The 26,293-nt window shown below is 65.2% G+C and carries 20 protein-coding genes and 1 pseudogene; 1 reads left to right on the forward strand and 20 read right to left on the reverse strand.

Annotated elements, in window-relative coordinates; genetic code table 11:
• Nucleotides 1-92 precede the first annotated feature (92 nt).
• The gene (rfbA, locus tag EFAMC2_RS04630) at nt 93-968 is read right to left on the reverse strand and encodes a glucose-1-phosphate thymidylyltransferase RfbA (RefSeq protein WP_154027583.1); all 876 of its coding nucleotides are present in this window, start codon (nt 966-968) and stop codon (nt 93-95) included.
• Between the two features lie 68 nt (nt 969-1,036).
• Here rfbA and EFAMC2_RS10530 point away from each other — a divergent pair.
• Nucleotides 1,037-1,414: pseudogene (locus tag EFAMC2_RS10530) on the forward strand (gamma-glutamyl-gamma-aminobutyrate hydrolase family protein); the annotation flags it as partial.
• 348 nt (nt 1,415-1,762) lie between these two features.
• On the opposite strand, the gene EFAMC2_RS04640 reads toward EFAMC2_RS10530, so the two are convergent.
• The 19 genes from EFAMC2_RS04640 to EFAMC2_RS04725 form a co-directional block, all read right to left on the reverse strand.
• Complete coding sequence (locus EFAMC2_RS04640; RefSeq protein ID WP_154027585.1) at nt 1,763-3,325, reverse strand: amino acid adenylation domain-containing protein; 1,563 nt, start codon at nt 3,323-3,325, stop codon at nt 1,763-1,765.
• Between the two features lie 177 nt (nt 3,326-3,502).
• The gene (locus EFAMC2_RS10305) at nt 3,503-3,628 is read right to left on the reverse strand and encodes a hypothetical protein (RefSeq protein WP_261980079.1); all 126 of its coding nucleotides are present in this window, start codon (nt 3,626-3,628) and stop codon (nt 3,503-3,505) included.
• A 3-nt stretch (nt 3,629-3,631) separates the two neighbouring features.
• A complete protein-coding gene (dltD, locus tag EFAMC2_RS04645; protein ID WP_154027587.1) occupies nt 3,632-5,158 on the reverse strand; it encodes a D-alanyl-lipoteichoic acid biosynthesis protein DltD in 1,527 nt (508 codons plus the stop codon).
• Between the two features lie 3 nt (nt 5,159-5,161).
• Nucleotides 5,162-5,416 (reverse strand): D-alanine--poly(phosphoribitol) ligase subunit DltC, encoded by a 255-nt coding sequence (gene dltC, locus EFAMC2_RS04650; RefSeq protein WP_154027589.1) that lies wholly within the window; start codon nt 5,414-5,416, stop codon nt 5,162-5,164.
• Nucleotides 5,409-6,614 carry a D-alanyl-lipoteichoic acid biosynthesis protein DltB gene (gene dltB, locus EFAMC2_RS04655; protein ID WP_154027591.1) on the reverse strand — a complete coding sequence of 402 codons (1,206 nt, stop codon included), beginning with the start codon at nt 6,612-6,614 and terminating at the stop codon, nt 5,409-5,411. The genes dltC and dltB overlap by 8 nt, the downstream gene beginning before the upstream one ends.
• 245 nt (nt 6,615-6,859) lie before the next feature.
• Nucleotides 6,860-7,636, reverse strand: coding sequence for a TlyA family RNA methyltransferase (locus EFAMC2_RS04660; RefSeq protein WP_154027593.1), 777 nt, complete (start codon nt 7,634-7,636; stop codon nt 6,860-6,862).
• A 1-nt stretch (nt 7,637) separates the two neighbouring features.
• Complete coding sequence (locus EFAMC2_RS04665) at nt 7,638-7,964, reverse strand: exodeoxyribonuclease VII small subunit (RefSeq protein ID WP_154027595.1); 327 nt, start codon at nt 7,962-7,964, stop codon at nt 7,638-7,640.
• 3 nt (nt 7,965-7,967) lie between these two features.
• On the reverse strand, nt 7,968-8,573 hold the full coding sequence (nusB, locus tag EFAMC2_RS04670) for a transcription antitermination factor NusB (RefSeq protein ID WP_154027597.1): 606 nt from the start codon (nt 8,571-8,573) through the stop codon (nt 7,968-7,970).
• A 3-nt stretch (nt 8,574-8,576) separates the two neighbouring features.
• Complete coding sequence (locus EFAMC2_RS04675; RefSeq protein ID WP_154027599.1) at nt 8,577-8,939, reverse strand: Asp23/Gls24 family envelope stress response protein; 363 nt, start codon at nt 8,937-8,939, stop codon at nt 8,577-8,579.
• Nucleotides 8,940-9,026: 87 nt separating this feature from the next.
• Entirely contained in the window at nt 9,027-9,593 is a 567-nt protein-coding gene (gene efp / locus EFAMC2_RS04680; protein WP_154027601.1) for an elongation factor P, read from the reverse strand.
• A gap of 231 nt (nt 9,594-9,824) precedes the next feature.
• Nucleotides 9,825-10,220 (reverse strand): DUF956 family protein, encoded by a 396-nt coding sequence (locus tag EFAMC2_RS04685; protein ID WP_154027603.1) that lies wholly within the window; start codon nt 10,218-10,220, stop codon nt 9,825-9,827.
• A 151-nt stretch (nt 10,221-10,371) separates the two neighbouring features.
• Nucleotides 10,372-11,289: a PTS system mannose/fructose/sorbose family transporter subunit IID gene (locus EFAMC2_RS04690; protein WP_154027605.1), complete on the reverse strand. Its 918-nt coding sequence runs from the start codon at nt 11,287-11,289 to the stop codon at nt 10,372-10,374.
• Between the two features lie 22 nt (nt 11,290-11,311).
• On the reverse strand, nt 11,312-12,127 hold the full coding sequence (locus tag EFAMC2_RS04695) for a mannose/fructose/sorbose family PTS transporter subunit IIC (RefSeq protein ID WP_154027607.1): 816 nt from the start codon (nt 12,125-12,127) through the stop codon (nt 11,312-11,314).
• A 14-nt stretch (nt 12,128-12,141) separates the two neighbouring features.
• The gene (locus tag EFAMC2_RS04700) at nt 12,142-13,128 is read right to left on the reverse strand and encodes a PTS sugar transporter subunit IIB (protein WP_154027609.1); all 987 of its coding nucleotides are present in this window, start codon (nt 13,126-13,128) and stop codon (nt 12,142-12,144) included.
• A gap of 580 nt (nt 13,129-13,708) precedes the next feature.
• A complete protein-coding gene (locus EFAMC2_RS04705; RefSeq protein ID WP_154027611.1) occupies nt 13,709-14,833 on the reverse strand; it encodes a M24 family metallopeptidase in 1,125 nt (374 codons plus the stop codon).
• Between the two features lie 241 nt (nt 14,834-15,074).
• Nucleotides 15,075-15,824 (reverse strand): hypothetical protein, encoded by a 750-nt coding sequence (locus EFAMC2_RS04710; protein WP_154027613.1) that lies wholly within the window; start codon nt 15,822-15,824, stop codon nt 15,075-15,077.
• Nucleotides 15,802-16,773, reverse strand: a complete 972-nt coding sequence (locus EFAMC2_RS04715; protein WP_261980084.1) for a class C sortase — start codon at nt 16,771-16,773, stop codon at nt 15,802-15,804. Before EFAMC2_RS04715 ends, EFAMC2_RS04710 begins: the two co-directional genes overlap by 23 nt.
• Before the next feature lie 12 nt (nt 16,774-16,785).
• Nucleotides 16,786-18,324, reverse strand: coding sequence for a SpaH/EbpB family LPXTG-anchored major pilin (locus tag EFAMC2_RS04720; protein WP_154027615.1), 1,539 nt, complete (start codon nt 18,322-18,324; stop codon nt 16,786-16,788).
• Nucleotides 18,325-18,359: 35 nt separating this feature from the next.
• On the reverse strand, nt 18,360-26,258 hold the full coding sequence (locus EFAMC2_RS04725; protein ID WP_154027617.1) for a Cna B-type domain-containing protein: 7,899 nt from the start codon (nt 26,256-26,258) through the stop codon (nt 18,360-18,362).
• Nucleotides 26,259-26,293 lie beyond the last annotated feature (35 nt).

Here is a 26,293-nt window from a genome sequence, read left to right on the forward strand (position 1 = left end):
TTCCAGACCAGGAACGCCCGTCTCGATATCAGGCGCGCGGCGTCAGACCCGGAGCGCCCGCCTCGGCGTGAAACGCGCGCTCCGCCCAGAGCCTACTTAGACGTGGAGAGGGCGATGGCCTCGAGGTACTTGCCGTACTCGGTCTTCTGAATCTTCGACGCCAGGCTCAGCAGCTGAGCGCGGCCAATCCAGCCCTTCTTGTAGGCAATCTCCTCGATAGAGGCAATCTTGGTGCCCGTGGACTGCTGCACCACGCGCACGAACTCGCCGGCGTGGAACAGGTCATCGACCGTGCGCGGGCTGAACCAGGCGAAGCCCTCGGGCAGCGTGGTGGCAAAGAGCTTCTTGTGGTCGAGATACATCTGGTTGAGGTCCGTGATCTCGAGTTCGCCGCGGGCAGACGGGCGCAGCTTCTTGGCGTACTCGACCACGTTCTCGTCGTAGACGTAGAGGCCGGTAGCCACGTAGTTGGTGCGGGCCTCCTCGGGCTTCTCCTCGATGTAGGTGACCTTCTTGTCGTCACCAAAGTCCACCACGGCGTAGTTCTCCGGGTGGCGCACCTGGTAGGCAAAGACCGTGGCGCCCTTCTTGCGGTTGATGGCCTCGGAGAGGTTGGCGTCAAAGCCGGAGCCGTAGAAGATGCTGTCGGCGAGCACGAGGGCCACGCGGTCGCCGTCGATGAAGTCCTCGCCCAACAGGAACGCCTGGGCAATGCCGTCGCGACTCTCCTGCGCCTTGTACTGGATGTTCATGCCAAGCTGGGAGCCATCGCCGAAGTGAGCCTCGAAGGAGGGCAGGTCCTGCGGGTTGGTGATGAACAGGACATCGCGGATGTCGGCGCGCATGAGGGTGGAAAGCGCGTAGTACACCAGGGGCTTGTCGTAGATGGGCAGCAGGTGCTTGGAGCCCGAGAACGTCATGGGATAGAGGTGAGTGCCGAAACCGCCGGCAAGGACGATGCCTTTCACAGGGAGAGCCTCCTCGGTCGTGACCAATCACTTCGGCTAAGTATACCCGTGCCAAGCACCATCCGGTCATGTGCCGCGCCTCGGGCACCCACGCGCGAAGCAAAACGCTCAGCGACACTGGCTTCGTTTGCTCGCTCAACGTGCCTCGAGCACCCACGCGCGAAACGAAACCGTTTCAGGAGTCCCTCAGGAATCGGGACACAACCGAAAAGGGCTACCACGTGCTCGAGCCGGGCACCGGCAACGACGAGGTGGCCATCTCCAAGGGCTCCAAGTGGCTCTATGACATCCTGGGCACCACGTCGCTTCCTGAGGTGGCCGGCGCGCACCACCAGGCGGTTGACCCCGAGCAGCTCGGAAGCGGCCTCACGGTGGTTGCCCGCTCATCCGACGGCGTCGTGGAGGCGGTCGAGTACCAGGCGGCCTCCTTTGCCCTGGGCCTACAGTGGCACCCCGAGCGTGACGCGCCCAAGGACACCCACGACGTCGACGTTGACCAGGACCAGTGCAATGCCTTCCTGCGCATGCTGGTGAAGCACGCGGCGGCCAAGATGGACGAGGGCGGCTCCGAGACCCCGGGTGGCGGCGAGGGCGAGCCCGCGATCCCGACCACGCCGGACGTGCCCGAGACCGAGCCCGTCACGCCGGACACCCCCGCGACGACCCCCGACATGCCCGAGACCGCACCGGGAGCGCGGCGCCCGCCGGCCGCACCGGGGGCGCAGCGCCCATCAGCCGAATCAGGCTCTCGGCCCCATCAGGAACGCAGCGCCAGCCAGCGGCGCCGCGAGAGCTTACGCCTCGCCTACCGCGCGGGCGATGGCCCTGCGGTCCACCTTCCCGTTGGGCGTCTGGGGCATCTCGTCCTCCACCACGATGCGGCGCGGCACCATGTAGCCGGGCAGCACATGCCCCAGCCGCTCGCGCAGGGCCTTGCCCCAGGCGTAGGCGTCTGCCGGGCGCTCGCCCACGAGCTGCACGTGGGCCTCGAGGCGGTCGGCCACGCCGTGGCGCGTGCGCACGATCACGGCCACGAGCTCAACTTCGGGCTCGCGCTGGATGGCGCTCTCCACCTCGCCAAGCTCGATCCTGAAGCCGTGGACCTTCACCTGGTCGTCCGTGCGGCCGCTCACCCAGAGCATGCCGTCCTTGTCGACGAACCCGAGGTCACCGGTGCGATACGTACGCACGATGCGACCCTCCAGCTCGCGCTCGCCAAAGACGGCGGCCGTCTTGTCCGGGCGTCCCAGGTAGTCCTTGGCCACGGTGTCGCCGCAGATGAGCACCTCCCCCTTGGCACCGGCGGCCAGCGGCTCGCCGGTCTCGCGGTCGAGCACGAGCAGCGTGGTGCCCTCACGCGGCACGCCCACGGGCAGCGCGCCCTCGCCCGAGAAGCCCTCCACGCGCGTAGCCGTCACGGCCACCGTGGACTCGGTGGGGCCGTAGGCGTTGATGATCGCGGCCTCCGGGAAGCGCTCGTGCAGCGCGCGCACCACGTCTGCGCGCAGCGGCTCACCACAGAAGAAAAAGTGCGTGAGACGCGGCATGAGCTCGGCGGTAAAGCTCGGCTCTGCCAGGCACACCGAGGCAAACGTGGGCGTGGACACCCAGCACGTGGCCTCGGAGGCGTCCAGCTGGGCGTAGAGCTCGCGAGCGTCCTCCATGACGTCCGAGGTAAGGGCCACGACGCGCCCGCCCGTGGTGAGCGCTCCCACGAGCTCGGTCACCGAAAGGTCAAAGGACAGCAGCGCCTGGTTGAGAAAGACGTGCGGCACGGCGGCGTCGGCAAAGAGGCCCTGGTCCCAAGGCATGAAGTTCGCCACGTCCGCGGCCGTCACCTCGACGCCCTTGGGCGCGCCGGTGGAGCCGGACGTGAAGATGATGTACTGCGTGTCGTCGCCGGAGACCTCCCAGGCGGGGTCCGGACGGCGTACCTCGCCCGCACGGGCATGCGCGAGGCAGCCAAGCACCTCGAGCGGGCCCACGGTCTCAACCTCGCGCCCCAGGTCGCGAAGCTCCGGCAGCTCGCCCGTGGCGACCACCGGGGCCTCCGGCAGCTGCGAGAGGATGTTGGTGACGCGGCCCGCCGGCACGTGGACGTCGCAGGGAACGTAGGCGTGCCCGCTCTTGAGGCAGGCGAGGAAGCTCACGGGCATGAGCGGCGACTTGTGGCCGTAGACCAGCAGCGGCGCGTCCTCGGGCGCACGCTCGCGCAAGAGGCAGGCAAGGTCGTCCGACGCGTCCCAGAGCTCGCCGTACGTTATCGAGCGGCCAGAGGTGGCACGCCAGCACTCGCGCTCGGGGTGGGCCTCCACCTGAGCGCGCACCGCCGCGAGAAAGCCGTTCTTGTCCTCCATGGGGATCCCTCCTTGGTAGCGGGGCACCTGCCCCAAGTTGCACTTTCATGGCAGGTTGGCACGCGAGCCCGTGCGGGCGGCCAGGCTCAGACGGCCCCAAGACGCAGGCAGACCGTCGGAGCAGCCCGGCTCGTCCGGCCACGGCCAACTCCGCCCGCCCAAACCCGAGAAGCCGGCCTAGTACTGGGCATACACGAACCCGGCGGGGGCGTTCATGCCGGAGCTGAACACGAACCACCACACGGCAAATGCGGCAACAATCACGACAATCGCCGCCACGGCAACACGGTCAAGGTCCGACATGGCTCACTCCCCCATCGCAAACTCGTAGATGGCGCGGTCGACGGCAAGCCACCCCAGCCAGCCGAGGTGGGTGCCGTCGTTGATGAAGTAGCGCGTGTACTCCTGGTCCGAGAAGTCCGCGAGCTTGAAGCCGTGGTTGGCCACGCACTGGCGAATGAGCTCGTAGCGCTGCTCGCGGTCCTCGCGCGCGAGGCCCTCGTAGTCCGTCCAGTCGCCCGGGAAGGGCTGGAGCACGCAGAGCAGGTCGACTCCGCAGTCGTTGGCCACGCCCAGGCAGCAGTCCAGGTCGGCGTCCTCGGCGGGCGCATTCAGGAGCGTGCGGTTGCGATAGAAGTCCTTGAGCTTGCCGGCGTCGTAGTCGCCCTTGATGTGGTCAAGCCAGATGGAGTCCAGAAAGCCGTAGTCGTTGGTCGTGGTCTGTGCCTCGGCCTCAGCCGTGGCCTCCGCCACGAGGCGGTCCCAGTCGGGCGCGCCGTTCTCGGCCTCGAGTACGCGCTTGGCGAAGGGCATCGTGTCGCCCAGCTCGCGCACGTGAATGAGGTCGCGGCGCAGCTGGTAGCTCTCGGCAAAGCCAAAGGCGAGGTCGTTCAGGGTATCTGGCAGGGTGGCGCGGCGCGCGGCATCGACTTTCTTGGCGTCGATGCCCGCGTTCTTGAGACGCCTGGCCAGGTAGTCCACGCGCGCGGGGTCCACGTGCTCGTTTTGGCACAGGCCCTGCCAAAGCTCGTAGCCAAACTGCGTCTGCGTGGCGTTGTTGGGCACGCCGCCCTCGAAGAACCACTGCGGGGAGATGACGAACACCATCTTGTTGGAGGTGCGCGCGTCAAAGACGCCGTCTGCGAGCGCGCTCGTGGGAGCGTCCGCCTCCTCGATGGCGCGAGCGTAGGCGCCAATGGCGATGGCGTGCCAGAGGCCCTGGTTGTAGCCCTCACCCACCGTCCAGCAGTCCAGGCCGTAGTCGTTCCAGCCAAAGACCGCGTGCGGAACCTGGCGGCAATCCTCCGGCAGAAAGGAGAGCTCGGAGGAGCCAAAGACGGGGATGGAGTCTGCAAGGCGGTTGGCCACCATGAACGAGGGACTCCGGAACTTGGTGCGATTGGTGAGGTAGTCGTACATGTTGCCGCCGCGGGTCCACTCGTTGGGGACCGAGCGGTTGTGCTGCCACGCGGCGCCAGCCGCCACGAGGCCGCCCACCGCAACGCCGGTAAGCCTGAGCGCGGCCCTACGGGAGACCACGGGGCCACCCGGGCGAGCGGAGCCGTCGTCTGGGTCGTTGGCCGTGAGGCCCTCAATGGCATCGCCCAGCCGCGAGGCACCATGGGCAAACGCAGACGCGCCGGCGCCCACGGCAAGCCCCGGCCCCGCCGCTACACCGGACTTCGACGAGCCGGCCTCGGCGGCGCGAGCCCTTGCGGCGCGAGCCTCGACAGTGCCGCCCCCGGCCGAACCCACTCCGGCCGCGCCGGGCGCCTCGGCCTCGGCACCAGTGCCAGGGACAGTCGCCCCGTCCTTGTCCGTCTTGGCAGCCATGTCCTAAAGCCTCTTCAGCACCTGGGCAACGATCTTGTTCACGGTGTTCATCTCGTCGCGCGGCACGGCCGTGGGGGCGATGGAGACGCCAAAGTCGTCCTCGATGGCCACGAGCAGCTCGATGGCGGCCATGGAGTCCAGCAGTCCCTCCTCGAACAGGTCGATGTCGCGCTTATCGCGCACGATGTCGTCGCCGCAGATGTCGGCGATGGTGTCGACGAGGCGGTCCTCGACCTCGGCGTTGTTGTCACTAGCCATGAATGCCTCCAAAGAACGTGAACAGCTGACCAGAGAAGATGGAAAGGCCCAAAACCACGACCTGCAGGGTGACGAACCAGCTCACGAAGCGCACCGGCGCGGTGCCCTTGTGCTTGCGCCAGAACTTCCAGTGGCGGTGCACGTGCTGCTCGACGGCGAGCAGCACGCCGTGGTAGAGGCCGTAGGTGATGTAGGCGGGCGTGACGCCGTGCCAGAATCCCATGAGGAGCATGTTGGCGATGAGGCCCACGCTGGCGCGCACGTCGCGGCTCTTGGGCTTGCGGTGGCGGGCCATGGTGCGCTCGAGCCGCATGAAGACGAAGTCACGCAGCCAGTGGGAGAGCGTGATGTTCCAGCGGTCCCAGAACTCCTGGAGCGAGCAGGAGACGAACGGTAGGTTGAAGTTGCGCGGCACGTCAACGCCAAGGGCCAGGCCTACGCCCTGCGCCATGAGCGAGTAGCCCGCAAAGTCGAAGTAGAGATACGCCGCATAGGCATAGCTCACGCGAACCGCATCAACGAGCTGCTGCCCCAAGGGGCGGGAGAGGTCGAGCGCGGCCGGCGTATCGTATTTCTTGAAGATGGCAGCAAGCACCATCTGCATCACCAGGCCAAGGGCGAACATGAGGGCGCCGCGGCCCAGCCGGTCCACGTACTCCCACCTGGGCAGCCGGCGCTCCACGTCCGCGAAGAACCGACGCGAGCGGTCAATGGGACCAGAGGTGAACGTGGGAAAGAAGGCCAGGAAGTACAGGTAGTCCACGAAGGGAAGTCTGCCGATGAGGCCGTCTGTGACCTCGAGCAGCACCTGGGTGGCGCGGAAGGTGATGTAGGAGATGCCCACGAAGCCCAGAAGGCCGTTGCCGGCGGCAACCGTGACCTTGTAGGTGACGAGCGAAAGCAGGCAGACCACGAGCGCAAGCAGGCGCAGGGCAACGGGCGCCGGGGCCTTCACCGTACCGGCGCCATCGGAATCCGTGCGGGCCAGCACGAGCCGCGTGCATGCGTACGTGGCGAGCATGTAGCCCACGGCAAGGGCAAGCTGTGCCCACGAGCCCATGAAGAGGAAGCCGAGGAACACAGCGGACACCACAAGGCCATAGAGCCTGATGCGGCGCTCGAGCAGCCCCAGGACAATGGCAGGGACGAGTGCCACGCCAAGCGTCATGAAGAAGCTTGGATCTTGGTAGAACTCCATGTCCCTCCCCATCCGACGCATTCCGACAGATAACTATCGCTCAGCGTGGAATTATTGACCTTTGCCCGACCGCATGTCTTTCAAAGGCCTTACAACGCGGCCATATGAACAGAAGGGACAAGACGAATAAAGGTTCCTGAAAACCCTCAGGAACCCTTTGGGAACGGACGCCGCTCTTTGCCGAGCGTGTCCATTCGTCATATCGAAGAGGGAGGATTGGGCGCTGCGCACAACGGACGGGCCCGCTAGACGCTCGCCGCCAGGGCAGCAAGGTCGAGGGCCGCGGAGTTCTCGCCCCGCACGCCCAGCATCAGGAACTCGTGGTTGCCCTTGGCGCCCGTGATGGGGCTGGCGCACGCACCAACCACACCGAGACCGGCCTCGCCCATGGCGGCGTACACGCGCTCAAGGGCAGCCTGGCGCACAGACGCACGGCGCACCACACCGCCCTCGCCCACGTCCTCGCGCGCCGCCTCGAACTGTGGCTTCACAAGCGTGAGAAAGCGGCCCTCGGGCCCAAGGAGCTCGCACACGGCAGGCAGCACCATGAGCACCGAGGTGAACGAGACGTCGCAGACGGCAAGGTCAATGGTGCCGGCGCGCTCGGGCGTGGGAACGTCCACGATGTTCGTGCGTTCGAGCAGCGTCACGCGCGAATCCTGACGCAGCGACCAGTCGAACTGGGCATACCCCACATCCACGGAGAGGACGCTCGCGGCGCCTCGGGACAGCAGGCAGTCAGTAAATCCACCGGTGGAGCACCCAACGTCGAGGCAGGCAAGCCCCGCGGGATCGACGAGGAACTCATCGAGGCCGCGCTCAAGCTTGAGGCCTCCGCGGCTCACATAGGGAAGCGAGCCACGAACGTGCAGCTCGCAGCCGGGCTTCACCTGCGTGCCCGGCGAGTTGTAACGCATGGAGGGGCCGGATACGTCCCCGGCCATGACGGCACGCATCGCGTCATCGCGCGAGCGAAAATAGCCCTGAGCCACGAGCTCGTCGTCGAGCCTGCGTCGGGCCATGCTAGTTCTTGGAATCGGAGGAGGGCGCGACACCCTCGGCAGACGCATCCCCAGCGGGCGCAGCCGTGCCGGAAGCCTCAGCGGCCTCCTCGGCGCCCTTGCCAGACGCCTCCGGCCCCTCGACCATGCGCTCGCGCTCCTCGGGCGAGAAGGCGGCCTTGTCCACGAGGTCAACCGCCTTGGTTCCCAGGGCGATAGCCTCGTCGAACAGGTCGAGGGAGCGCTCGAGGGACGTGTCCTTGTTGCGAACCGCGGAGATGATCTCGTCCAAGCGGCTCGTCACGTCCGAGAAGCGCTCGTATCCGGAGACATCGGGCTTCTTGGCCATGCGCTACTCGTCCTCCCCGAGCGGCGCGTCCTCGGCGGGAGCGGCGTCAGCGGAAGCCTCGGCCATGTCGGCGTCATCGGCAACCGGCTCGGCACCATCCTGCTCGGCACCATCCTGCTCGAAGCCCTGCTCGTAGCGGGCAGCCTCCTCGGCATCCAGCTTGTGGGCGCGCGCGACGATGTCCACGCCCTCGGCGACGTCCGCCGCGATGCGGCCCAGGACGCCGTTCACGAAACGCGAGGACTCGTCGGAGCTGCCAAAGGCCTTGGCCAGCTCAACGCACTCGGAGATGCACACGGCCGTGTCAACCTCGTCCACATAGAGCATCTCGTAGAGCGCGATGCGGAGCAGGTTGCGATCCGTGACGGACATGCGCGAGAGGCTCCAGTTGCGGGCGGAGCGGGACAGGACCGCGTCGAGGTCGGCGATGTGGTCGTAGGCACCACGGGCGACGCGCTCGGCATACTCGTCCAGCGGACCCTCCGAGAGCACATACTCGCCAGCGAGGACGTCGGGCACGGAGCGGTCCGAGACCTCTGCCTGGAACAGCAGCTGGAGGGCCTGGCAACGGGCGAGGGTACGGCCTACGAGGCGACGGGAAGAGGACACGCGCTACTCCTTGGGGAAGACGAGCTCGTCGATGCAGACGTCGATCTGGGAGACGCGAACGCCGATCTGGGCGTCAACCGCGCCGGCGACAGCCTCGCGAACGTCTGCGGCGAGCTTGGTGAACGGGTAGCCGAAGAAGACGGCGAGGTGCACGGTGATGACGAGCTTGTCGTCATCGGAGACCTCGCACTCCACGGCATTGGTGGTGGGCTGCGGCTTGGACGTGAGCATGGCGATGATGCCGCTCGCGATGTCCTGGCCGTAGATGGAGGCCACACCCTCGACTTTCTCGGCGGCGGCCGCCACGATGGTGGAGACGACGCTATGCGACACGCCCATCCCGGCGATTCTCAGCTCGTTGCTCATGAGGTGTACCTCCTGCCTTGGCCGTGCCTGGCACGGCCTGTCGAAAAGGCCGCGCATCACCAGGATGCGCGGCCACACGTAGCGAAGCTAGACGCGGGCGACGAACTTGCCCTCGCGGGTGTCGACACGAATGGTCTCGCCCTCGTTGAGGTACATCGGCACCTGCACCACGGCGCCCGTCTCGACCGTGGCCGGCTTGGAGCCGCCCTGGACCGTGTCGCCCTTGAAGCCGGGGTCGGTCTCGGTGATCTTGACCTCAATGAACATCGGCGGCTGGACCGTCAGCAGGTCGTCGTCGGCGTACATGAGCTGGCAGGTGTCGTTCTCCTTGAGCCACTTGGCGTTGTCGCCGATGAAGTCGGCGGGAACGGGAGTCTGCTCGTAGGTCTCCATGTCCATGAAGTAGTAGTGGTCACCGTCGTTGTAGAGGTACTGCATCTCCTTGGTGGAGAGCATGACGGAGTCGAACTTGGAGCCGGCGTTGCAGGTCTGGTCGCCAATGACGCGGCCGGAGCGCAGGTCCTTGATCTTGTAGCGAACGAAGGCGCCGCCCTTGCCCGGCTTGACGTGCTGGAACTCGACGAGGGTATAGATCTTGTCCTTGATCTTGAGGCCCATGCCGTTCTTGAACTCGGCGGTGCTGATCTGCTGCATCGGTGCTACTCGCTTCCCTGTTAGGCCCCGCGCTCGGGGCTCATACGTTCATGCAGCCTTGTATGATAGCACGCCCGTCAAGCGCCCTAAAAAGACGCACAAGCCGAGGGGTACAGACGAGTGCGACGTGTCGCGTCGCGCAGGGAGGATGAGCCAAATGGGGCGGCCGGGTGACTCACAATCGAAGACGGCGACGGCACCGCGACGCGCCTGCGAGGTCAACGACGCGTCTCACTTGCCGCGCCGGAAGAGCGCGCCCACAAGGCCGGGAACGCTCTTGACGCCAGCAATGAACACATCCTTGAAATCGGGCGAGCGAAGCAACTTGTCCTCCCCCACGTGCTCGCGAATGGCGCGCAGGGTCTGCTTGTTGTCGCGCGTGGAGAAGGTGAAGTGCCCGTTGCCCTTGGTGTATATGGCAAAGCGGGGAATGTGCTTGCCCGCAACCACCGAGGCGGAGACGTGGTCAATCTCGTCCCAGGGAATCTGAACGAAGTCATCGGTATTGCGCTCGTTGTAGAACTCGAACGCCTTGTTGCCCACCATGACGTTGCCCTCGCTCGTGAGACCCATGAGGTTGGTTCCCTTGATGGTGAGCTCCACCTTGCTGTTCTGCGATTGGGCCATGAGATACCTCCGAAGGTAGGAGCGACTGGGATGGGTGGCCATCACCATACCGGGCCGCGCTCGGCATGGGGGCGGTCGCCCGAACGAAAACGGGCCGCACCCATGTAGGATGCGGCCCGCGCAGGCACGCGCCTGGAGCCAAGACCTCGACTTACATGAAGTTGAGGACGCGGCCGATGATGCCGAAGGCAAAGAGGCCCAGGATGATGACGATCGGGCTGACCTTGTTCTTCAGCAGCTTGCAGCAGAGCAGCGTGAGGCCCACGGCGGCAAGGCCGGGAATGAGCTGGTCGAGGTTCTGCTGGAGCGTGGTGACCTTGACCTGGTCGAGGGCGGTGGCGCCGATGGAGCTGTACTGCGTCAGCGCCTCCTTGACGCCCTCAGAGCCGGAGGGAAGGCTGTTCCAGTCGATGTAGGCACCCTCGGACTGCGTGATCTTGGAGACGACCGGGGTGAAGGAAATCGACACCCAGCGCTCGACCAGCGCGCCGATGATGAACATGCCGAGGATGGAAGCGCCCTCGGTGACCTTGCCGAGCAGACCGCCGGAGAGGTCCTTGGCGATGTTGCTACCAACCTTGTAGCCAAACTCCTGCGTGTACCACAGGAACGCCCAACGGATGACGTTCCAGGCCACGAAGAACAGGATGGGGCCCATGATGGAGCCGCTCATAGCGAGCGATGCGCCAAGCGCGCCGAGAATCGGGCGCACGGTGAACCAGAAGGCCGGGTCGCCGACGCCGGCGAGCGGGCCCATCATGCCAACCTTGACGCCCTGGATGGCGGTGTCGTCAATCTGGGCACCGTTGGCCTTGTCCTCCTCGAGGGCCAAAACGACGCCGAGGACGGGGGCGGTCAGGTAGGGGTGCGTGTTGTAGAACTCGAGGTGACGCTTGAGGGCCGCAGCCTGGTCTTCCTTGTTGGTGTAGAGCTTCTTGATCGCGGGGATCATGGCGAAGCAGAAACCACCGTTCTGCATACGCTCGTAGTTCCAGGAGCCCTGGGTGTACTGGTTGCGGAAGCAGACGTCCAGGCGGTCCTTCTTGGAGAGGGTAATCCTATCTGCCATAGTGTTTCTCCTCCTTTACGGCCTAGTAGTTGTTCAGGATGTCGCCGAGCGGGTCGCCGGAGCCGCCGCCGTTGCCGCCACCCTGCTTGGCCAGGTCCTTGAGGCCAAGGTAGATGAGAGCGAAGGCGATTCCGAGCAGGCCGAGGGCGATGAGCGTGAGCTTGGAGATGGCAGCGACCACGAAGCCGATGATGAAGAACGGCCAGACCTCGGGGGTCTCCATCATGTTGATGACCATGGCGTAGCCCACGGCAGCGACCATGCCGCCGCCGACGGCCATGCCGCCGGAGAGCCATGCGGGCATGGCGTTGAGCGCGGCCGTAACGGCCTCAGCGGGGATGAAGCACAGGGCAACAGCCGGAATCATGATGCGGACGCCCTGCATGAGGATGGCGATGATCTGCCAACGGTCGATGGCCGCGAAGTCAGCCTTCTCGGCCGCAGCGTCCATGATGTGGACGATGGGGATGGCGATGGTGCGGCAGACCATGGTCAGGAAGAGGCCAGCGACGGACAGCGGCACGGCCACGGCGATGGACGTGGAGATGGCGGTGGAGGTGTCCGTGGTGCCGCCGTTGAGGGCGAGCACCATGATGATCGCGGAGGCGACGGAGGCCAGGGCCGCGTCAGGGGCGACGGCTGCGCCGATGTTGGCCCAACCAAGGGCCATCATCTGGAGCGAGCCGCCCAGGACGATGCCCTCCTGCAGGTGACCGGTCACGAGACCGATGAGCGTGCAGGCCACCAGCGGCTGGTGGAACTCGAATTCATCGAGGATGCCCTCCATGCCTGCCAGCAGGGCAACGATGGCGACGAGCACAATGGTAATACCTGACATACAGTCCCTCCTCCTTATGCCTTGGCAAGCTCAGCCTTGGCCTTGCTGAGCAGGCTCTCGATGGTGTCCGTGGAATCGGACGGAACCTTGCGGTTCGTGAACTTGACACCCTTGTCGACGAGCTTCTGGAGCGTCTCGACGTCATCCTTGCCCATGGCGATGGCGTTGGTGACGACGACCTTGCCCACGGAGTGGGCCATGGAGCCGATGTTGACGTCCTTGATGTCAACGCCGCCCTCGATGCAGGCGAGCAGGTCCTCCGGGTTCTCGAAGATGACGAACGCCTTGGTGGCGCCGAAGCGCGTGTCGTTGACGACCTCGCACATCTTGGAGATGGGAACCACGTTGGCCGGCACTCCTGGAGGCGCGGCCTGCTCGATCATGGTCTTGCGCAGGTTGTCATGCGCAACGCCGTCGGAGACGACGATGATGCGGTTCGGCTGGAGCTGCTTGGTCCAGGCGGTGGCCACCTGGCCGTGGAGCAGACGGCTGTCGATGCGCACGCCAGCGAACTTGATGTGGCCGTCACCAAGCACCGTCCCCGGCGGGATCGCGCCTGCGGGCGCGGGCGCGGCCGCGGCCGGCTTCTCGTCCTCGGGCTCGAGGCTCTCCGGCTTAACGCGGACGCCGTTCTTGCCCTCGGTCACGAGGTGCGTGGCGATTTCCTGCGCCGTCTTGGATGCGTCGAAGCGCGCGGAGTACGCCTCGATGAGCATCGGCAGGTTGAGGCCCGTGACGATGGCCCAAGTGTCGTGGCCGTCGATGAAGGCGCTCGACTGGTTGAAGGGCGTGCCGCCCCACAGGTCAACGAGGAACAGAACCTGCTCCTGGTCGTCCAGAGTGGCAACGGCCTTCTCGAGCTCGGCCCTGAACTGATCGGGGCCCATGCTCGGCTGCAAGCTCACGACGGCAACATTTGGCTGGTCACCAAAGACCATCGAGCCGGTCTGCTTGATGCCGGCTGCCAAATCGCCATGGCTTGCAAGGACGATTCCTACCATTCCCTACCTCCCATTACTTTCCGAAACTGAACAGAGATTGCATTGTTGGCCTAATCAATCTCCAATCTCTGCGCTTACCAACCACTCCCGATATGGGAGAAGTCCATTGGCGAGTCGTGGACCATTCACGGAGTTGATGGGAACGATTATCAGGCCATGCAAAAGGGCGAGAAAGAATCTCCCTCGCCCGCCTGGTCTTCCGTGTCGTTCGCTCGCTCCACGTGCTCCCTGATTCGCTATGTCATACGTTAACATTCCGAGCACTTAATTTCGCTATTTTTTCGGTTGAATGGTGGATTTTTCTGTTTGAGTTGTATTGAGTTCAATGTTGGTGTTATGATACTAATTTATTTGTTTACTCGGCTTGACTATCATTCTTTAGACAGGTTTCTATAGATAAACGCTTTACCTTCCACTTACAGAGCCAGTTGTATCCTCGCGAGGTAACCACTCACCGATTACCAACGGTTTGTGCCGCACAAGGGACGCCGCAACGCCTACTCGGCGCCCCTTATGCTCGACGCCGCAACGCCAGCCAGACGCCCCGTGCGCCCGGCGCCGCAATGCCTACTTGGCGCCTCTAACAGGGAATCGCCACGAGGTCGTGCGTAGACTCGGTGAACGGCTCGTAGCCCTCCTCCGTCACCAGGCCAAAGTCTTCGAGACGCACGCCAAACTTGCCCGGCAGGTAGATGCCGGGCTCGATGGTGATGACCGCGCCCGCGGGTACCGGCTCGGTGTTCGCGCGATTGAAGTTGGGCTGCTCGTGAATCTCCACGCCCACGCCGTGCCCAAGGCCATGCTTGTAGAAGTCTCCGTAGCCGGCTTCCGAGATGACCTTGACGGAATGGTCGTAGACGTCCTTGCCTACGACGCCCGCCCTCGCCATCGCCGCGCACTCCTCATGCGCCTGGCGAACGACGTCGTAGACGTGGCGTTGCTCCTCGCTCGGCTCGCCGAGGCAGACCGTGCGCGTCATGTCGGAGTGGTAGTCGGACACCACGCAGCCGTAATCCATGACGATCATGTCGCCCCTCTGAACCTTGCGCGGGCCGGGCTGCGCGTGCGGGTTGGCGCCGTTGGGGCCGCTCGCGATGATGGTGCCAAAGGAGAGGCCTTCGCCACCATGCGAGAGCATGTAGTTCTCAAGCTCGGCGCGAATCTCCTGCTCCGTCATGCCCGGCTTGATGTAGCCGCACATGTGTGTGAAGGCCTCGTCGGTGACTTTCTGGGCGGCCCGCATGAGCGCGACCTCCTCTGAGTCCTTGACGGCGCGGAGCTTCACGAGGTCCCCGTGAAGGCGCGGGGTGAGCACGGCTGCGGAGCGCGCGGCGAGGGCGGTCTGGAAGTCATCATAGAAGCCGAGCGTACAGGTGTCCTCGAGGGCCACCACGCGAGCACGGGCGTCACGGGCGCGGTCCGCCGCCCACGCGGCGGCGTCGACAATCTGCTGGTCGATCTCCCACGCCGTGTTTGGCCCAAGGCGTTCGCAGAACGTGTTGTAGTAGCGCGAGTCCGTGTGCAGGAACTGGTGCCTGGCCGTAACAAACGCCGTGTGCGCCACCTCGTCGTCGAAGGTACGCTCGGCGCCAGTGAGCCAGCGCAGGTCGGGGTTGTTGCGCAGGATCACAGCGTCGTAGCCGCGATCTGCCATGATCTTGCGAAGGCGCTCGACGCGCCCGGCACAAGCCGTCTCGTTTGCCATAAACGTGGTCCTTTCTCATTTTTTTGTCACCACGCGAAGCGTGCGCGATACCCCTACCTGTGTTGATTGCCCTCAGGTCTGGGGAGGGGGAGATATATCAGTGCCACCAGCACCATCATTCTAAAGGTACATTCCAGCGACATCCTCGGAAGGGCCATTCGTCGGAGATCCCCGACCACGCAAGCCCGAGCTTCGTCGCCGGCCACAGGCACATTCGCTACATCGGGGACGCCGCCGGAGGCTATTTGCGGCGGATTAGGCGGCCAAGGGCGATGAAGGCGATGCCAGCGGCAAGGGCCAGGGCGATCGTGCCCATAACGAGGTAGTCGCCGGTTTGGGGCATGAAGCCGCGCGAATGGCTGCTTGCGGGGGGTTTCGCGGTGTCATCGTTGCCGGCCTCGTCGCCGGAGCCGGGCTGGTCGGGGGTAGCGGCCCACTCGAACTTGGGGGTGACGGAAACGTCGTAGGTCGCGGAACCGTTCTCAACTTCGGGGACGCTCACCAGCGACGGCGCGCACTTGACGCTGCGATTGCTGTCGGCCGTGCGCGTACGCGCCATAACGTATACACCGGGATCAAGGCCGGAGAACGTAATGGCAGCCTGCCCCTTCCCCACTGTCTGCTCGGCACGGTACAGCTCGCCCAGGGCCGCGATTCGGTTTGCGCTATGGGCGGCATAGCGCAGGTCTTCGGCGGTGGCGTTAGACCAAGAAATGCCGAGCTCGGAGAAGGCGGAATCGGTTGAATAGCTTACCGAGGGCGTCCCATAATCCCAGGCGACCTCGGCGGAGGCGACCTTGGCAATGGCGAAGGTGTCGCCCGTGAGTGTAATCGAGCCGTTGGGGGCTTCGGCCTGGGTGGACACCGTGATGGAGCCGTTTGGTTGGGCGTCGGCCGCGCGGGGCGCGAACACCGCAACCGCCAGCGCCATCGCGAACGCGAGCCATGCCGCGGACCGCCAAAGGCCCTTATCTGAAGTGTTTGCCGCCATGCGACACCTCCTTTTCAGTGCGTTGGTCATGTCGGCCGCCCGCGGCACCACGCCGTGCATCAACATTCCCGCCAACGGCGACGGCAGCGCGGCGGATGGCTTCGTCGTGGCGCCACGCTGCGATGCGCACCACCGCGAGCACCACGGCTAGCACGGCCACGGAAATCATGAGCAGCAGATACGGCAGCGGGATGTTGATCGGATTGCCCACCGTGCCGACCTCGGCGTCCATGTCGGCCGTATACGGTATGGCATGCCCTCTCACCAGCAGTCGGTGAGAATTAATGCCATACGGTGTACAGGTGACAAGGGTCACGTAGTCGTCGCCGGCGGTTATGGTGAGCGACTCGGTCTGGTCGGGCAGGACCGTCTCGATCTGGTCGACCTGATAGGCCAGGGTGGTCTTGAGGACCCGCAGGTAGAACACATCACCTACGACCATCTTGTCAAGATCGGTGAAGAGCTTGGCAGACGGCAGGCCGCGATGCCCCGAAAGCGCCACGTGCGTGGACGCGCCGCCAACGGGCAGCGAGGAGGTCTCGATGTGGCCGACGCCCACCTGCAGCGTGGCCTCCTCGGTGCCGTGGTAGATGGGCAGCGTCTCGTCCAGGCGCGGGATGGTGATGTAGCCCATCATGCCGTCGCCGGTGAGGTTGAGCAGCTGGCTGTATTGCTCGCGCAGCTGCGCGGACGAGACGGTGCCGGCATCCGCGCCGCCATCGGCAGCAGAGATGCCGGCAAGCCCCGCAAGCTGGGCGTTGTACGCACGTGCAGCGTCCATCATGGCCTGGGCGTCCTCGTCCGAGAGGGCCTCAACCGCCTCGCCGTAGGCGCTCACCACACGTGTGGCATTGCGCTCGACGAGGAAGTTCGAGACGGTGGGGTACGCGAGGACCGCGAGCCCCACCATCACGACCACGATGGGCAGTATGTCGCGCAGGCGCTTCAACGGACGACGGCGCTAGTTGTTGGCGCGCTTGCGGACGACGGTCCAGATGATGCCCGCGGCAACAATGGCCACGCCGGCGACCGTGAAGACCACGGTGCCCATGCCACCGGTAGAGGGCAGGAGGGTTCCCTTCTTGTTGACAACGGTAACGGTGGAGTTCGGGGTGCCGTTTGCGGTCACGGTGTTGTTTTTAAGCGTGCCGTCATCGTTATAGGTAGCAGAAATAACAACCTCAATGGGAGCGGAAAGCTTGTTGTAACCAGCAGGGGCTTTGAGCTCGACGAGCTTGTAAGTGCCCTCCTTGAGACCCGTGAACGAAATCCTGCCGCCAGCGGGAGTAGTCACACTCGTCGCGCCGGTCTCGGTGGCGTCCTTGAGAGGACGGTAAGCGCCGCCATCAGCAACAAGAGAAATGGGGTTGCCCTCAGCGTCTTGAAGCTGGAACTCGGCACCCTGAAGGCCGTTGGCGTTTTCGCCCTCGCCGTTCTTCTGAAGGTCGAAGGAGAAGTCATAGGTGTGAGTGATGGAGGGTTCGGACTTGCCGGTGCCCTGCTCGCCGGGGTTGTTGCTGTACTCGACGTAGGCCTCGTTCTTGCCCTGGGTGGTGGTACCGGAGCCGGCCTTCTCGTTCAGCGTGGCGGAGTAGGTGACCGTGATGGCGGAGCCGGCGGTCTGGGCCTTGATCGTGAGGAAGTTGATCTCGACCGAGGTGGTCTCGTCACCGTTGCCGGTATTGGTTACCGTGTAATCGGTGCCCTTGGTGAGGGTGGTGCCGCCAACCTTCACATCAACAGACTCAGCGTTGAAGGTCAGGCCCTTGGACAGCTTATCGTGAACCTTGAACGTATAGGTGTCGTACTCGGTCATGTCGGGCACGGCGGAGGTCAGGGTGAAGTTAACGGTGTCGCCGATTTGCGCACTAGAGTGGTTCTGACCCTCGACCTTCTTCTCGAGCGTGGGATAGACGCTCTTGAGATTGATGTTCGTCTCGGTAGAAACAACGTTGTTGAGAATGGCGTCCGTACCGCGCTGCGTGGAAGTGGATCCGCCCTCCGGAACAAAGACATAGTAACCGTAAGCGAGCGATTCGAAGGTGGCGACATAAGTGTTGCCAGAAGCGACCGCTGCGGCAGACTTACTGGAGGCCAGGCCTTGGTTCTTAGCCCACTTGGCAGCATCGCTAGCAAACGTCACCGCGGTGGCACCGCGATTGCCGTCGGCAAGAGTCTTGACATACTCATAGGCCTTCTCAGAAAGAGGCGCTCCGGTCTCGGTCGTGCTCAGCTTGTCCTGGAAAAACCTCTCCCAGGCAGTTTCGAGCGTGTAGGTAGCAGCCGAGACACTACCATCACCGTTAAAGGCGAAGTTCGAGGCGGTGAACATCTTATAGGCGGTCACGGTCTTGCCCTTGAACTCGCCGTTCGTGCTCGAGATGTTCACTTTGCCCGTCGCAGCATCAGCCGCAAACGCGGGGGTCACGGAGGCGACCGTGGTGAGCACGAGGGCGAGCATCGTGAAGAGCGCCCCGAGCTTCCTTGCTAACTTGTGCATACTATTTCCCTTCTATTCCTTGGGTATGCGAATTGCTATATCGAGCGCGGTGAGTTGCCCCCGGGCCGCGCGTGATGCCTACTTGGAGTGACGGCCCTCGGACTGCGTTCGGCGTTCGAGGCGAAGTGCCGCCCCGCCGCGCCCGCGGACCGAATCCGGCGGCGTCGGTCGTTCGCCCACCACGAGCCGCCCGCACCAATAAGTACGGCCGCAACAAGACCGATGAGCCACAGGCCTTTGCCGCCCGTGTCGGGCAGCGGAGACTGGTGGGTGTTGGTGACCGTCGCGGTGAAGTCGTTGGTCGTAGTCGTGACGCTCGAGGTGTAGTCGTCCGAAGCCGTGACCTCGGTGACGGTGTAGCTGTAGTAGCGCGGCGTCCCATTGTCGTCGAAGGCAACCGGCAGGCCCGAGACGACCGTGCGCCAGGTGTCAGACCAGTTGGACGCGTCGGCGCCCGTGAGCGTCACCTCGATGGGGTTGGGCTGCGTGTAGGTCGTACCGTCGGCGCCCTGACGCGTAATGGAGTCGGGGACCACCACGTTGCCGTCCGAATCCGTGTATGCGGCCTTGACCTTGATCGTCACGCTTTCCGGCCGCACGCCGTCCGCGTTGTCACGATCGTTCCAAACCTTCTGCAGTGTGAGATCAGCGTAGGTGTCGCACGGGTCCTGGCCCTCGCCCGGCTCGGGCGTGAGGGAGCCGGCGTTGTCGGTCACCGCGGTGTCGAGCATGAGCACGGCCTTGGCAGCAGAGACGTACGCGTCGAGGCTCTGCGACCGCGTGCCGTCCGCGCTCTGGCGAACCGCGTCCTTGATGCCAAGCCAGGTGGTGTTCGCGTCGCCCGCCGCACCGCTCGTGGGAACGGTTCCGTCATAGGTGTTGAGCAAGACCTTGCCGGAGGCATCGATGGACTTGAACAGGCTCACCGTGAAGGCGTCCAGGCCGCTCTCGTCATCCGCCGAGCGGGAGGCAAAGGTGTAGGACGTACCCGTACCCTTGGAGCTGTTGGACGAAACCGCGTTCGTGAGGCTCTCGTCCTTCGAGCGATAGATGCGGTACGTGTTGTACGCGCCGCTGCTGGAGACGCCCATGATGTCGGCCATGTCGTTGAAGTTCCACACACTCTTGAGACTCGTGAAGGCAAAGGGGTCCACAAGCCCGCTCGTGCCGCGGATGGTATCGGCGTAGGTCATGGTATTGCCCGCGAGCACGCCCTCGTCGTTCAGGCCAGCAAAGCCGCCGGCGTAACCGGTCGAGAGGCGCTCCGTGCCGTCGAGGTCTTGAGAGGCCCCGCCACCGAAGACGTCGTAGCCCTGCGCGATACCCGTGACCTCACAGTTCTCGATGCGCGTACGGTTGCCCTTGATGAGCTGGACCGTGAGGTTGCTCCTGGTGTTCTCGTTTTGGATGAGGCCGTCTTTGTTGCACGGCAGCTTCACCACGGAGTCGCCGATGGTGATGATCGCGACATCCGTCTGTTGCTGGTTGTCTTCGTCCGCCTTGGAAAGCGCCACGCCCACCTTGAGGCCGAAGAGGTTCACGTAGAGCATCTTGCCGTCTGCCAGTACCTTCAAGTCGATGAACTTGGCGAGGCCGGGGAACAGCTTGCCGATGTCAACGAGGCCGATATCCTGCGCCTTGTTGAGATACAGCAGCTTGACGAGGCCGTTCACCACCTGCAGGAGCAAATCGATGAGCGGGGAGCTTGCCTGGAGGTCCACCAGATACGCGCGCTTCGCCTCGCCGACGAATCCGCCCGCGACCTCCCCGCTCGTGACCTTCTTGAGTTTGGTGGCGGAGCAGTTCTTCACGCGCGCCAGGTCGGCGTAGCCCACAAAACCGCCCGCGACCTCCCGACCCGTAGCGCTGTCCGTGCCGGCGGCGTAGTCGGTGCTGCCGTGGGTCGCCGTCACCGTGTAGCCTGTGGAAACACCCGAAAGCGTGGAGTCTTCCACGTGGCTACCCCAGATGTCGAGCACACCGGCTGTGGCGCCGAGCACGCCGCTCAGGCCCGCGTCTTCGGCGTCCACCGTGCCCGCCTTGCCGAGATGACCGATGAAGCCGCCCGCGTAGTTGACGCCCGCCACGCTGCTCAGGTTCGCAACGCTAGAGTCCTTGACGCTGCCATTGATGAGCGCGCCGCCGAAGCCGCCGGCCGCGCCGGTGAAGCGCTTGGAGTCGAGAATGCCGTGGGTACTGCTGTCGTGCGCACGCACCTGGAAGCCGTCTGCCACACCCGTCACGCTCGCGTGGTAGATGTAGGCCCGGAAGGCGTCGAGCGCAGAGACGTTGCCGGCCTTGAGCAGGCCGAGCAGAAGGCTCGTGTTGCCGTCGCCCTCGTTGGTCCCCGCCACGGACGCGACGCTCTCGATGTCTGCTTGGCCAGCGAAGCCGCCCGCATACTGCCCGGCCTCAACGCCGCGCAGCCCAGAGACGCTCAGCGTGTTGGTGACGTCGTTGACGGCACCCTCCGCGCGGTCCTTGGTTCCCGCGACCACGGCCTTCATGGAGCCAGCAAAGCCGCCGGCAGCTCGCGCGAATTTAGTGGTGTTGCCGTCCTTGTAAGAACCGTCGACCGTGAAGCCCCAGGCGGCGGCGTTCTTCTGAGCGTCGGTTGCGCCCTTCCCTGCCGTTACGGCACTCACGTGTGCGCCGCGCACGGTGGAGACCGTGGCGTCAAGCACGCTGGCAAGGTCGTTCGGGCTGGAAATTAGCGTGTCGAGAATCTTCTGGAGCAGACCCGTCTTGTCCGAAGCGTTGGTGTTGACGTCTGCCGTGCCCGCAGCCGTCATGAGGCCCGCAAATCCGCCGATGCAGTTGGCGCCGGAAACACGCCGCAGGTTGGAGACGTTGCAGCCGGTGGCGGTGGCGCCATCCGCCGCAGAGTCTCCCCAAATCTGCGCACCCGAGGCGTAGCCGACGTAGCCGCCGGCGAAGCCGAGGTCTACGGTATCGCTCACGCCGCTCGCCGCCACCGTCATGCCTGTACGGAAGCCCTGCACGCTCGAGAACTTCACCACGGGCACGAGCACCTTCAGCGCGCTCACGAGCTTGCCGAGGTTGGCGGTGATGAGCGCCGGGGTACCGAGGAAGCCGAGCAGCTTAACGCTGCCGAGCTCGGGGGCGCCGCCCGTCTCCATGCGTCCCGCAAATCCGCCCGCCGCACGCAGCGCGCTGACGGTCTTGGTGTCATACGCCTGACCGTTGGTGATGGTGCCGCCGCGCATAAGGCCCACGTAGCCGCCCGCCACGCCGCCGTCCATGACGATCGCCTGGTTGTCGTAGGAGCCGCGCCCGGCGACGACGTTCGTTCCATAGACGTAGTCGGCGAGAAACTCGTCAAGAGCGGCCTGCGTGGCGAACGTCTGTCCAGCAAACTTGCCGCCGTAGTAGCCCTTGGAAGCCACGTTGGTGGCCCAGCCGTTCCACGTGTCCATATCGATGCCGTGCACGGGGCCGGTGACCTCGGTGTTCTCCTCGGTTGGATAGGCCACCTGCAGGGCGCCGAGCAGGTTGTCGATCTCGACGAGACCGTAGAGCAGGCTGAGGCTGCCGGTCTTTGCGGTGTCGGCCGGCTCCATGAAGCCCGTGAAGCCTCCGGCCATCTCCGCGCCGTAGACGCTGCGGATGCGCTCGGCCGTAGCCGTGCGCCGCGCGCCGTTGTAATTGCCGTCCGCGTCGTTCTCGGACTTCCACTTGTTCGTGTTGTTGCCCCAGATGTGTCCACCGAGGTTGTGGCCCACATAGCCGCCCGCCACGCCGCGCAGGGTCGAGGCGTCGCTCGCGGCTTGCGCGCGCACGGCGCCGCCGCAGGGGATGGACGTGGTCTCGGAGTTGCGGATGGTGGGGACGAAATCCTGCGCCACCGAGGCAAGGCTGCCGGAGGCGGTAAGCAGGCCTTTCAAGATGTTCGTGGACTCAAGCACGTTGGCAACGTCGCCCGGCTCGAGCTCTCCCACGTAGCCGCCGGCCGTCTCCTGGCCGATCACATACGAGAAGTTATAGGAGTTGGAGTCCTGGATGTGGCCGCCGCGGATCTCGCCCGCAAAGCCGCCCGCGTTGCCGACGGCCCCGCTCACAGCCGTGCCGCTCGCAAGCACCGCGAAGCCGCCGATTGTGCCCTCGACATCGGAGTGCTCGATCGTCGAGACGACGACAGAGAGCGCGGAGAGCACGTGATCGAGCACGAGGGCTTTGCCCAGAACCTTGAGGCCGCCGCCGATCGAGGCCGCGTCGCCCACGTCGAGCAGGCCCACGTAGCCGCCGGCGTGCGTGGCGCCCGTCACCGCATAGGAGCTGGTGCCGTTGAAGTAGCTGGGCGCGTCTGCGACCTCGAGGTCGGAAGGCTCGGTCACGCCCGTGTGGCGTAGGCGTGTGACGTCACTATTGGAGACCTGGGCGCCCGCCGCGTAGCCGATGAAGCCGCCCGCGGTGCCGGCGTCGCCGTCAGAGACATCGACCGTGGTGGCCGAGACGGTAAAGCCGTCGTCGGTAGTCGCATCCGTCGTGCCCGCAAGCTGGGAGGAGACGCCCGCGTACGAGACGAGCGGGACGTACGCGTCGATGATGCTCAACAGGTCGTTGGCGCTGATGGAGACACCCGAGAGGCCGCCCAGGATGGAGAGGCCGCCGGAATCCTCCGAGCCGGCAAGCCCACCCGAGACGACGCGCCCGCCGAAGCCGCCGGCGTAGCGCGAGCCGGCGACGTGGTCGATGTTGTAAACGGCATAGGGGCTGGCCTGGGTCTTCTCATAGGACTGGGCCTTTTCGGCGTCACCAGTGCCCGGATCATCGTTGACCTTGCCGGACGTGAGGTCGCCCGCATAGCCGCCCGCGATGTCTGCTTGCACGTAGCCACCGTCAACATACGAGACATCGGTATAGAGGTAGCTCGGGATGAGGTACTTGACGGCGCCGAGCAGGCTGCCCGCGCTGATAAGGGCCTTGAGGGACGTGTCGTCCGAGACCTCGGCAAGGCCGCCCGTCTGCGAGACGCCCACGAAGCCGCCGGCATAGCCAGACTCGTTCGCCGCCGTCACGTACTTGAGGTTCGTGACGTGAGCGTCGGTGACGTCGACCGAGTTGGCGCGGCCGACGAAGCCGCCGGCCACGAAAGCCGTGGAACGGTCGCCCTCGCCGGAAGGTGCGCCCGTTGCCGTGACGGTTACGCCGCCCACGATGCCCGCGACGCTCGCGCCCTCGACGGTGAGGTCGAGCCCCTCGCCCAGAGAGAGGAGGTTGTTGGCCTTGATGAGACCGAGGCCCAGCAGGTCGAGGCCGTCGGTATTAGCGAGCGAGCCGGGGCCGACGGTACCCGCGAATCCGCCGGCGTAGTTGTTGGCGGAGACGGACGCGACGTTCGTGAGGTTGACCTTTGAGACGTCGCCGCCCACGGCCTCGCCGAACGCGCCGCCCGCCTCGTCGGCGCCGGCAGAGACGGCATAGCCCTCCGCAATGCCCTCGACCTCGAAGTTCTCAACCGCAAACGGCATGAAGGTCGCAACGCCCACCGTTGCGTTCACAAGGCCCGCACCGCTGGCGACACCGATCTTGCCGGCGATACCGCCCGCGTAGGACTCGGCGGCCACCACACTCGCGAGACCCTTGATGTAGGAACTACGCTCGGCGGGCGCGGCAAGCACGCTGTCCTTCCAGAACGTAAGCTTTGCGAGTTTTCCGCTCGAGGAGTTGCCAATGACGGTGCCGTCCGCCTTGCCCACGAGGCCACCGGCGTAGTCGTTCGCCGACCTTACCGTCACCTTGCCCGAGAGCTGAGCGCCCAGGATGTCGGACGCCTTGACGCCCGCGAGGGAGAGCAGGTCCTCGGCCTGCTCGGGATGGCTGCTGAGAAGCGAGTCGAGCACGTTGCCCACGCCCGCGAGCAGATTGTCGTTCTTGTCCTCACCCGCGCCGAGCTCGCCCACGAGCCAGCCGACGGTTGCGATGGACGTGAAGCCGCCCGCGTAGGCATGCGCATTGTCGGAATCATCTGAGACGCCCGTCGCCTCGACGGAAAGGACGCCGGACACGCCATCGTTGACCGCGTAGCTGTTGGCCATCGCGCCCGTGAAGCCACCCGCGTAGGTACCGGCCGTGACGGTCACGTCTGCCGTGACCGAGGAGCCGACCACGGTGCTCTGCGGACGGGCGCCACCCGCGAGCTTGGAGATGGCGTCCGCGAGCACGCCGAGGTCGACGCCGAGGTTGGAGAGCGCGCCCTTCATGACATCGTTGCGCATGAGGCCCACGAAGCCGCCTACGTACGACGAGCCCGTGACGCTGTAGGGTTTGGTGCTCGTCACCAAGCAGTCCTCGAGAATCGCGCCGATCTGCACGCCCGCAAAGCCGCCCGCGTAGCTGCTGTTCGCGTTGCCGAGCGTCTCGCCCGCGGCGAACTCGCTGACCGAGCAGCCGGAGACAGTCGGGTTCACGTAGGCGATGGGCAGAAGCTCGCCGGCCTTGATGATGTTGCTGTCGAGCAGCAGCGTGATGAGGTCGCCGAGGCCGAGGCCCGGGATGATGTTGAGGATGTTGGAGAGGAGCTTGACGATGCTGCCGAGCGTCTGGGACAGAATCTCGTAGCGCGTCTCGCCCTTGACGTAGCCGACGAAGCCGCCCGTCATGCCCTTGTTGACATTCGTCACGCTGACGTTGGCAACTTCGCAGGCCGAGAGCGTGACGTCGCCGACGACTCGCCCGGCGAAGGCGCCCGTCGCGAGGGAGGATGGGTCTGCGGCGCGGACGGTCAGCAGGTTCTTCAGCAGACCGCTGATGTCGAGCTGGCCGAAGGTCAGGATCTTGAGCAGCGGCGCGAGGACGATGTCCACCAGCGTACCCAGACCAGAGAGCAGGGCGCTGACGAGCGTTTGGTCGGTGTTGACCTCGCTGGACTCGTTGTGGACCGTCACGTCCTGCAGCTTGATGTTGCGCACGAAGGCAGGCGTCGCGAGGCTGTTGAACGGGTTGGATTCGTCGAGCTTGTTGGTGATGGTGCCGAAGAAGCCGACGCCCGCATGGCTCGTCGGGTTGAGCTTGCCGGACTGCTGGACGTTGACGCCTGTGACGGTTGGACGGCCGGCGGTGTCGTTCACACCCGTGCCGTCGGTGCCGATGGTGCTCCAAAGGGTGCCCGCGGCGTCACCGCTCTTGCTCACCGCGCCGAGCATGGTGCCGCTGAACATGAGCGGGGTCCAGGTGGCGCCCTCGCTCACGCCCGCCGCGGCGTCCGAGGAGACGTCGACGTCGCGGAAGATGATGTAGTTGGCGTCCGCGGAGTAGGTAAGGCCGGTGTTGGGCCCAAAGGTCGCATCGCTGACGTCGAGGCGGTTGCCGGAGGCGTCCTTGACGAAATATTTGGTTCGGGTGGAGCCGGGAATGAGGCTAAGGCCGCCCTCGTGGTCGCTGAAGGTGCCGTCTTTGAGCGTGGAGTCGGCGTCCAGGTCGGCGTCGCCGGCATAGGCGAGCTGCTCGTCGCCGTCGTCTTGCCACTTGTAATTGGGCCGCAGGATTGAGCCGGTGTTGACGACCTTCTGCTGGACCTTGTAGACGCGCCCGACAACCTTCTTGCCGCTGCCGATGGCACGGAGCTGTTGCTCGCTGCCGATGAGGATGTAGGTCTTGCCGTTGATGGTCTTGGCGACCTGGCCCTCGAAGTCGCGGCCGTGGAGGCTGGTCGCCGCTGCGGCCTGGGCGGCACAGGCGAGCTCGTCGGCCGCGGCGTTTGCGTCGGCGTCGCCTGCGGTGGCGTTGGCCGTGCCGTTCGCATCGTTCGCGTCGTTCGAGTTGGCGTCGCTTGCGGTAGCGTCGCCCATGGCCGCGTCGAGCTGCCCGTCCGAGGCGGTCTCGGAATCGGAGGCGTTGGAGGAGGAGTCGCCCGCGGCGGCACCCGCCGTGGGACCCGCGACGGAACCCTCGGCTCCTGTGGATTCGCCCACGCCGGAGGGCTGGGCGGAGCTATCGGAAGTCGCAG

Source organism: Olsenella uli (assembly GCF_901212655.1).
Classification (GTDB): domain Bacteria; phylum Actinomycetota; class Coriobacteriia; order Coriobacteriales; family Atopobiaceae; genus Parolsenella; species Parolsenella uli_A.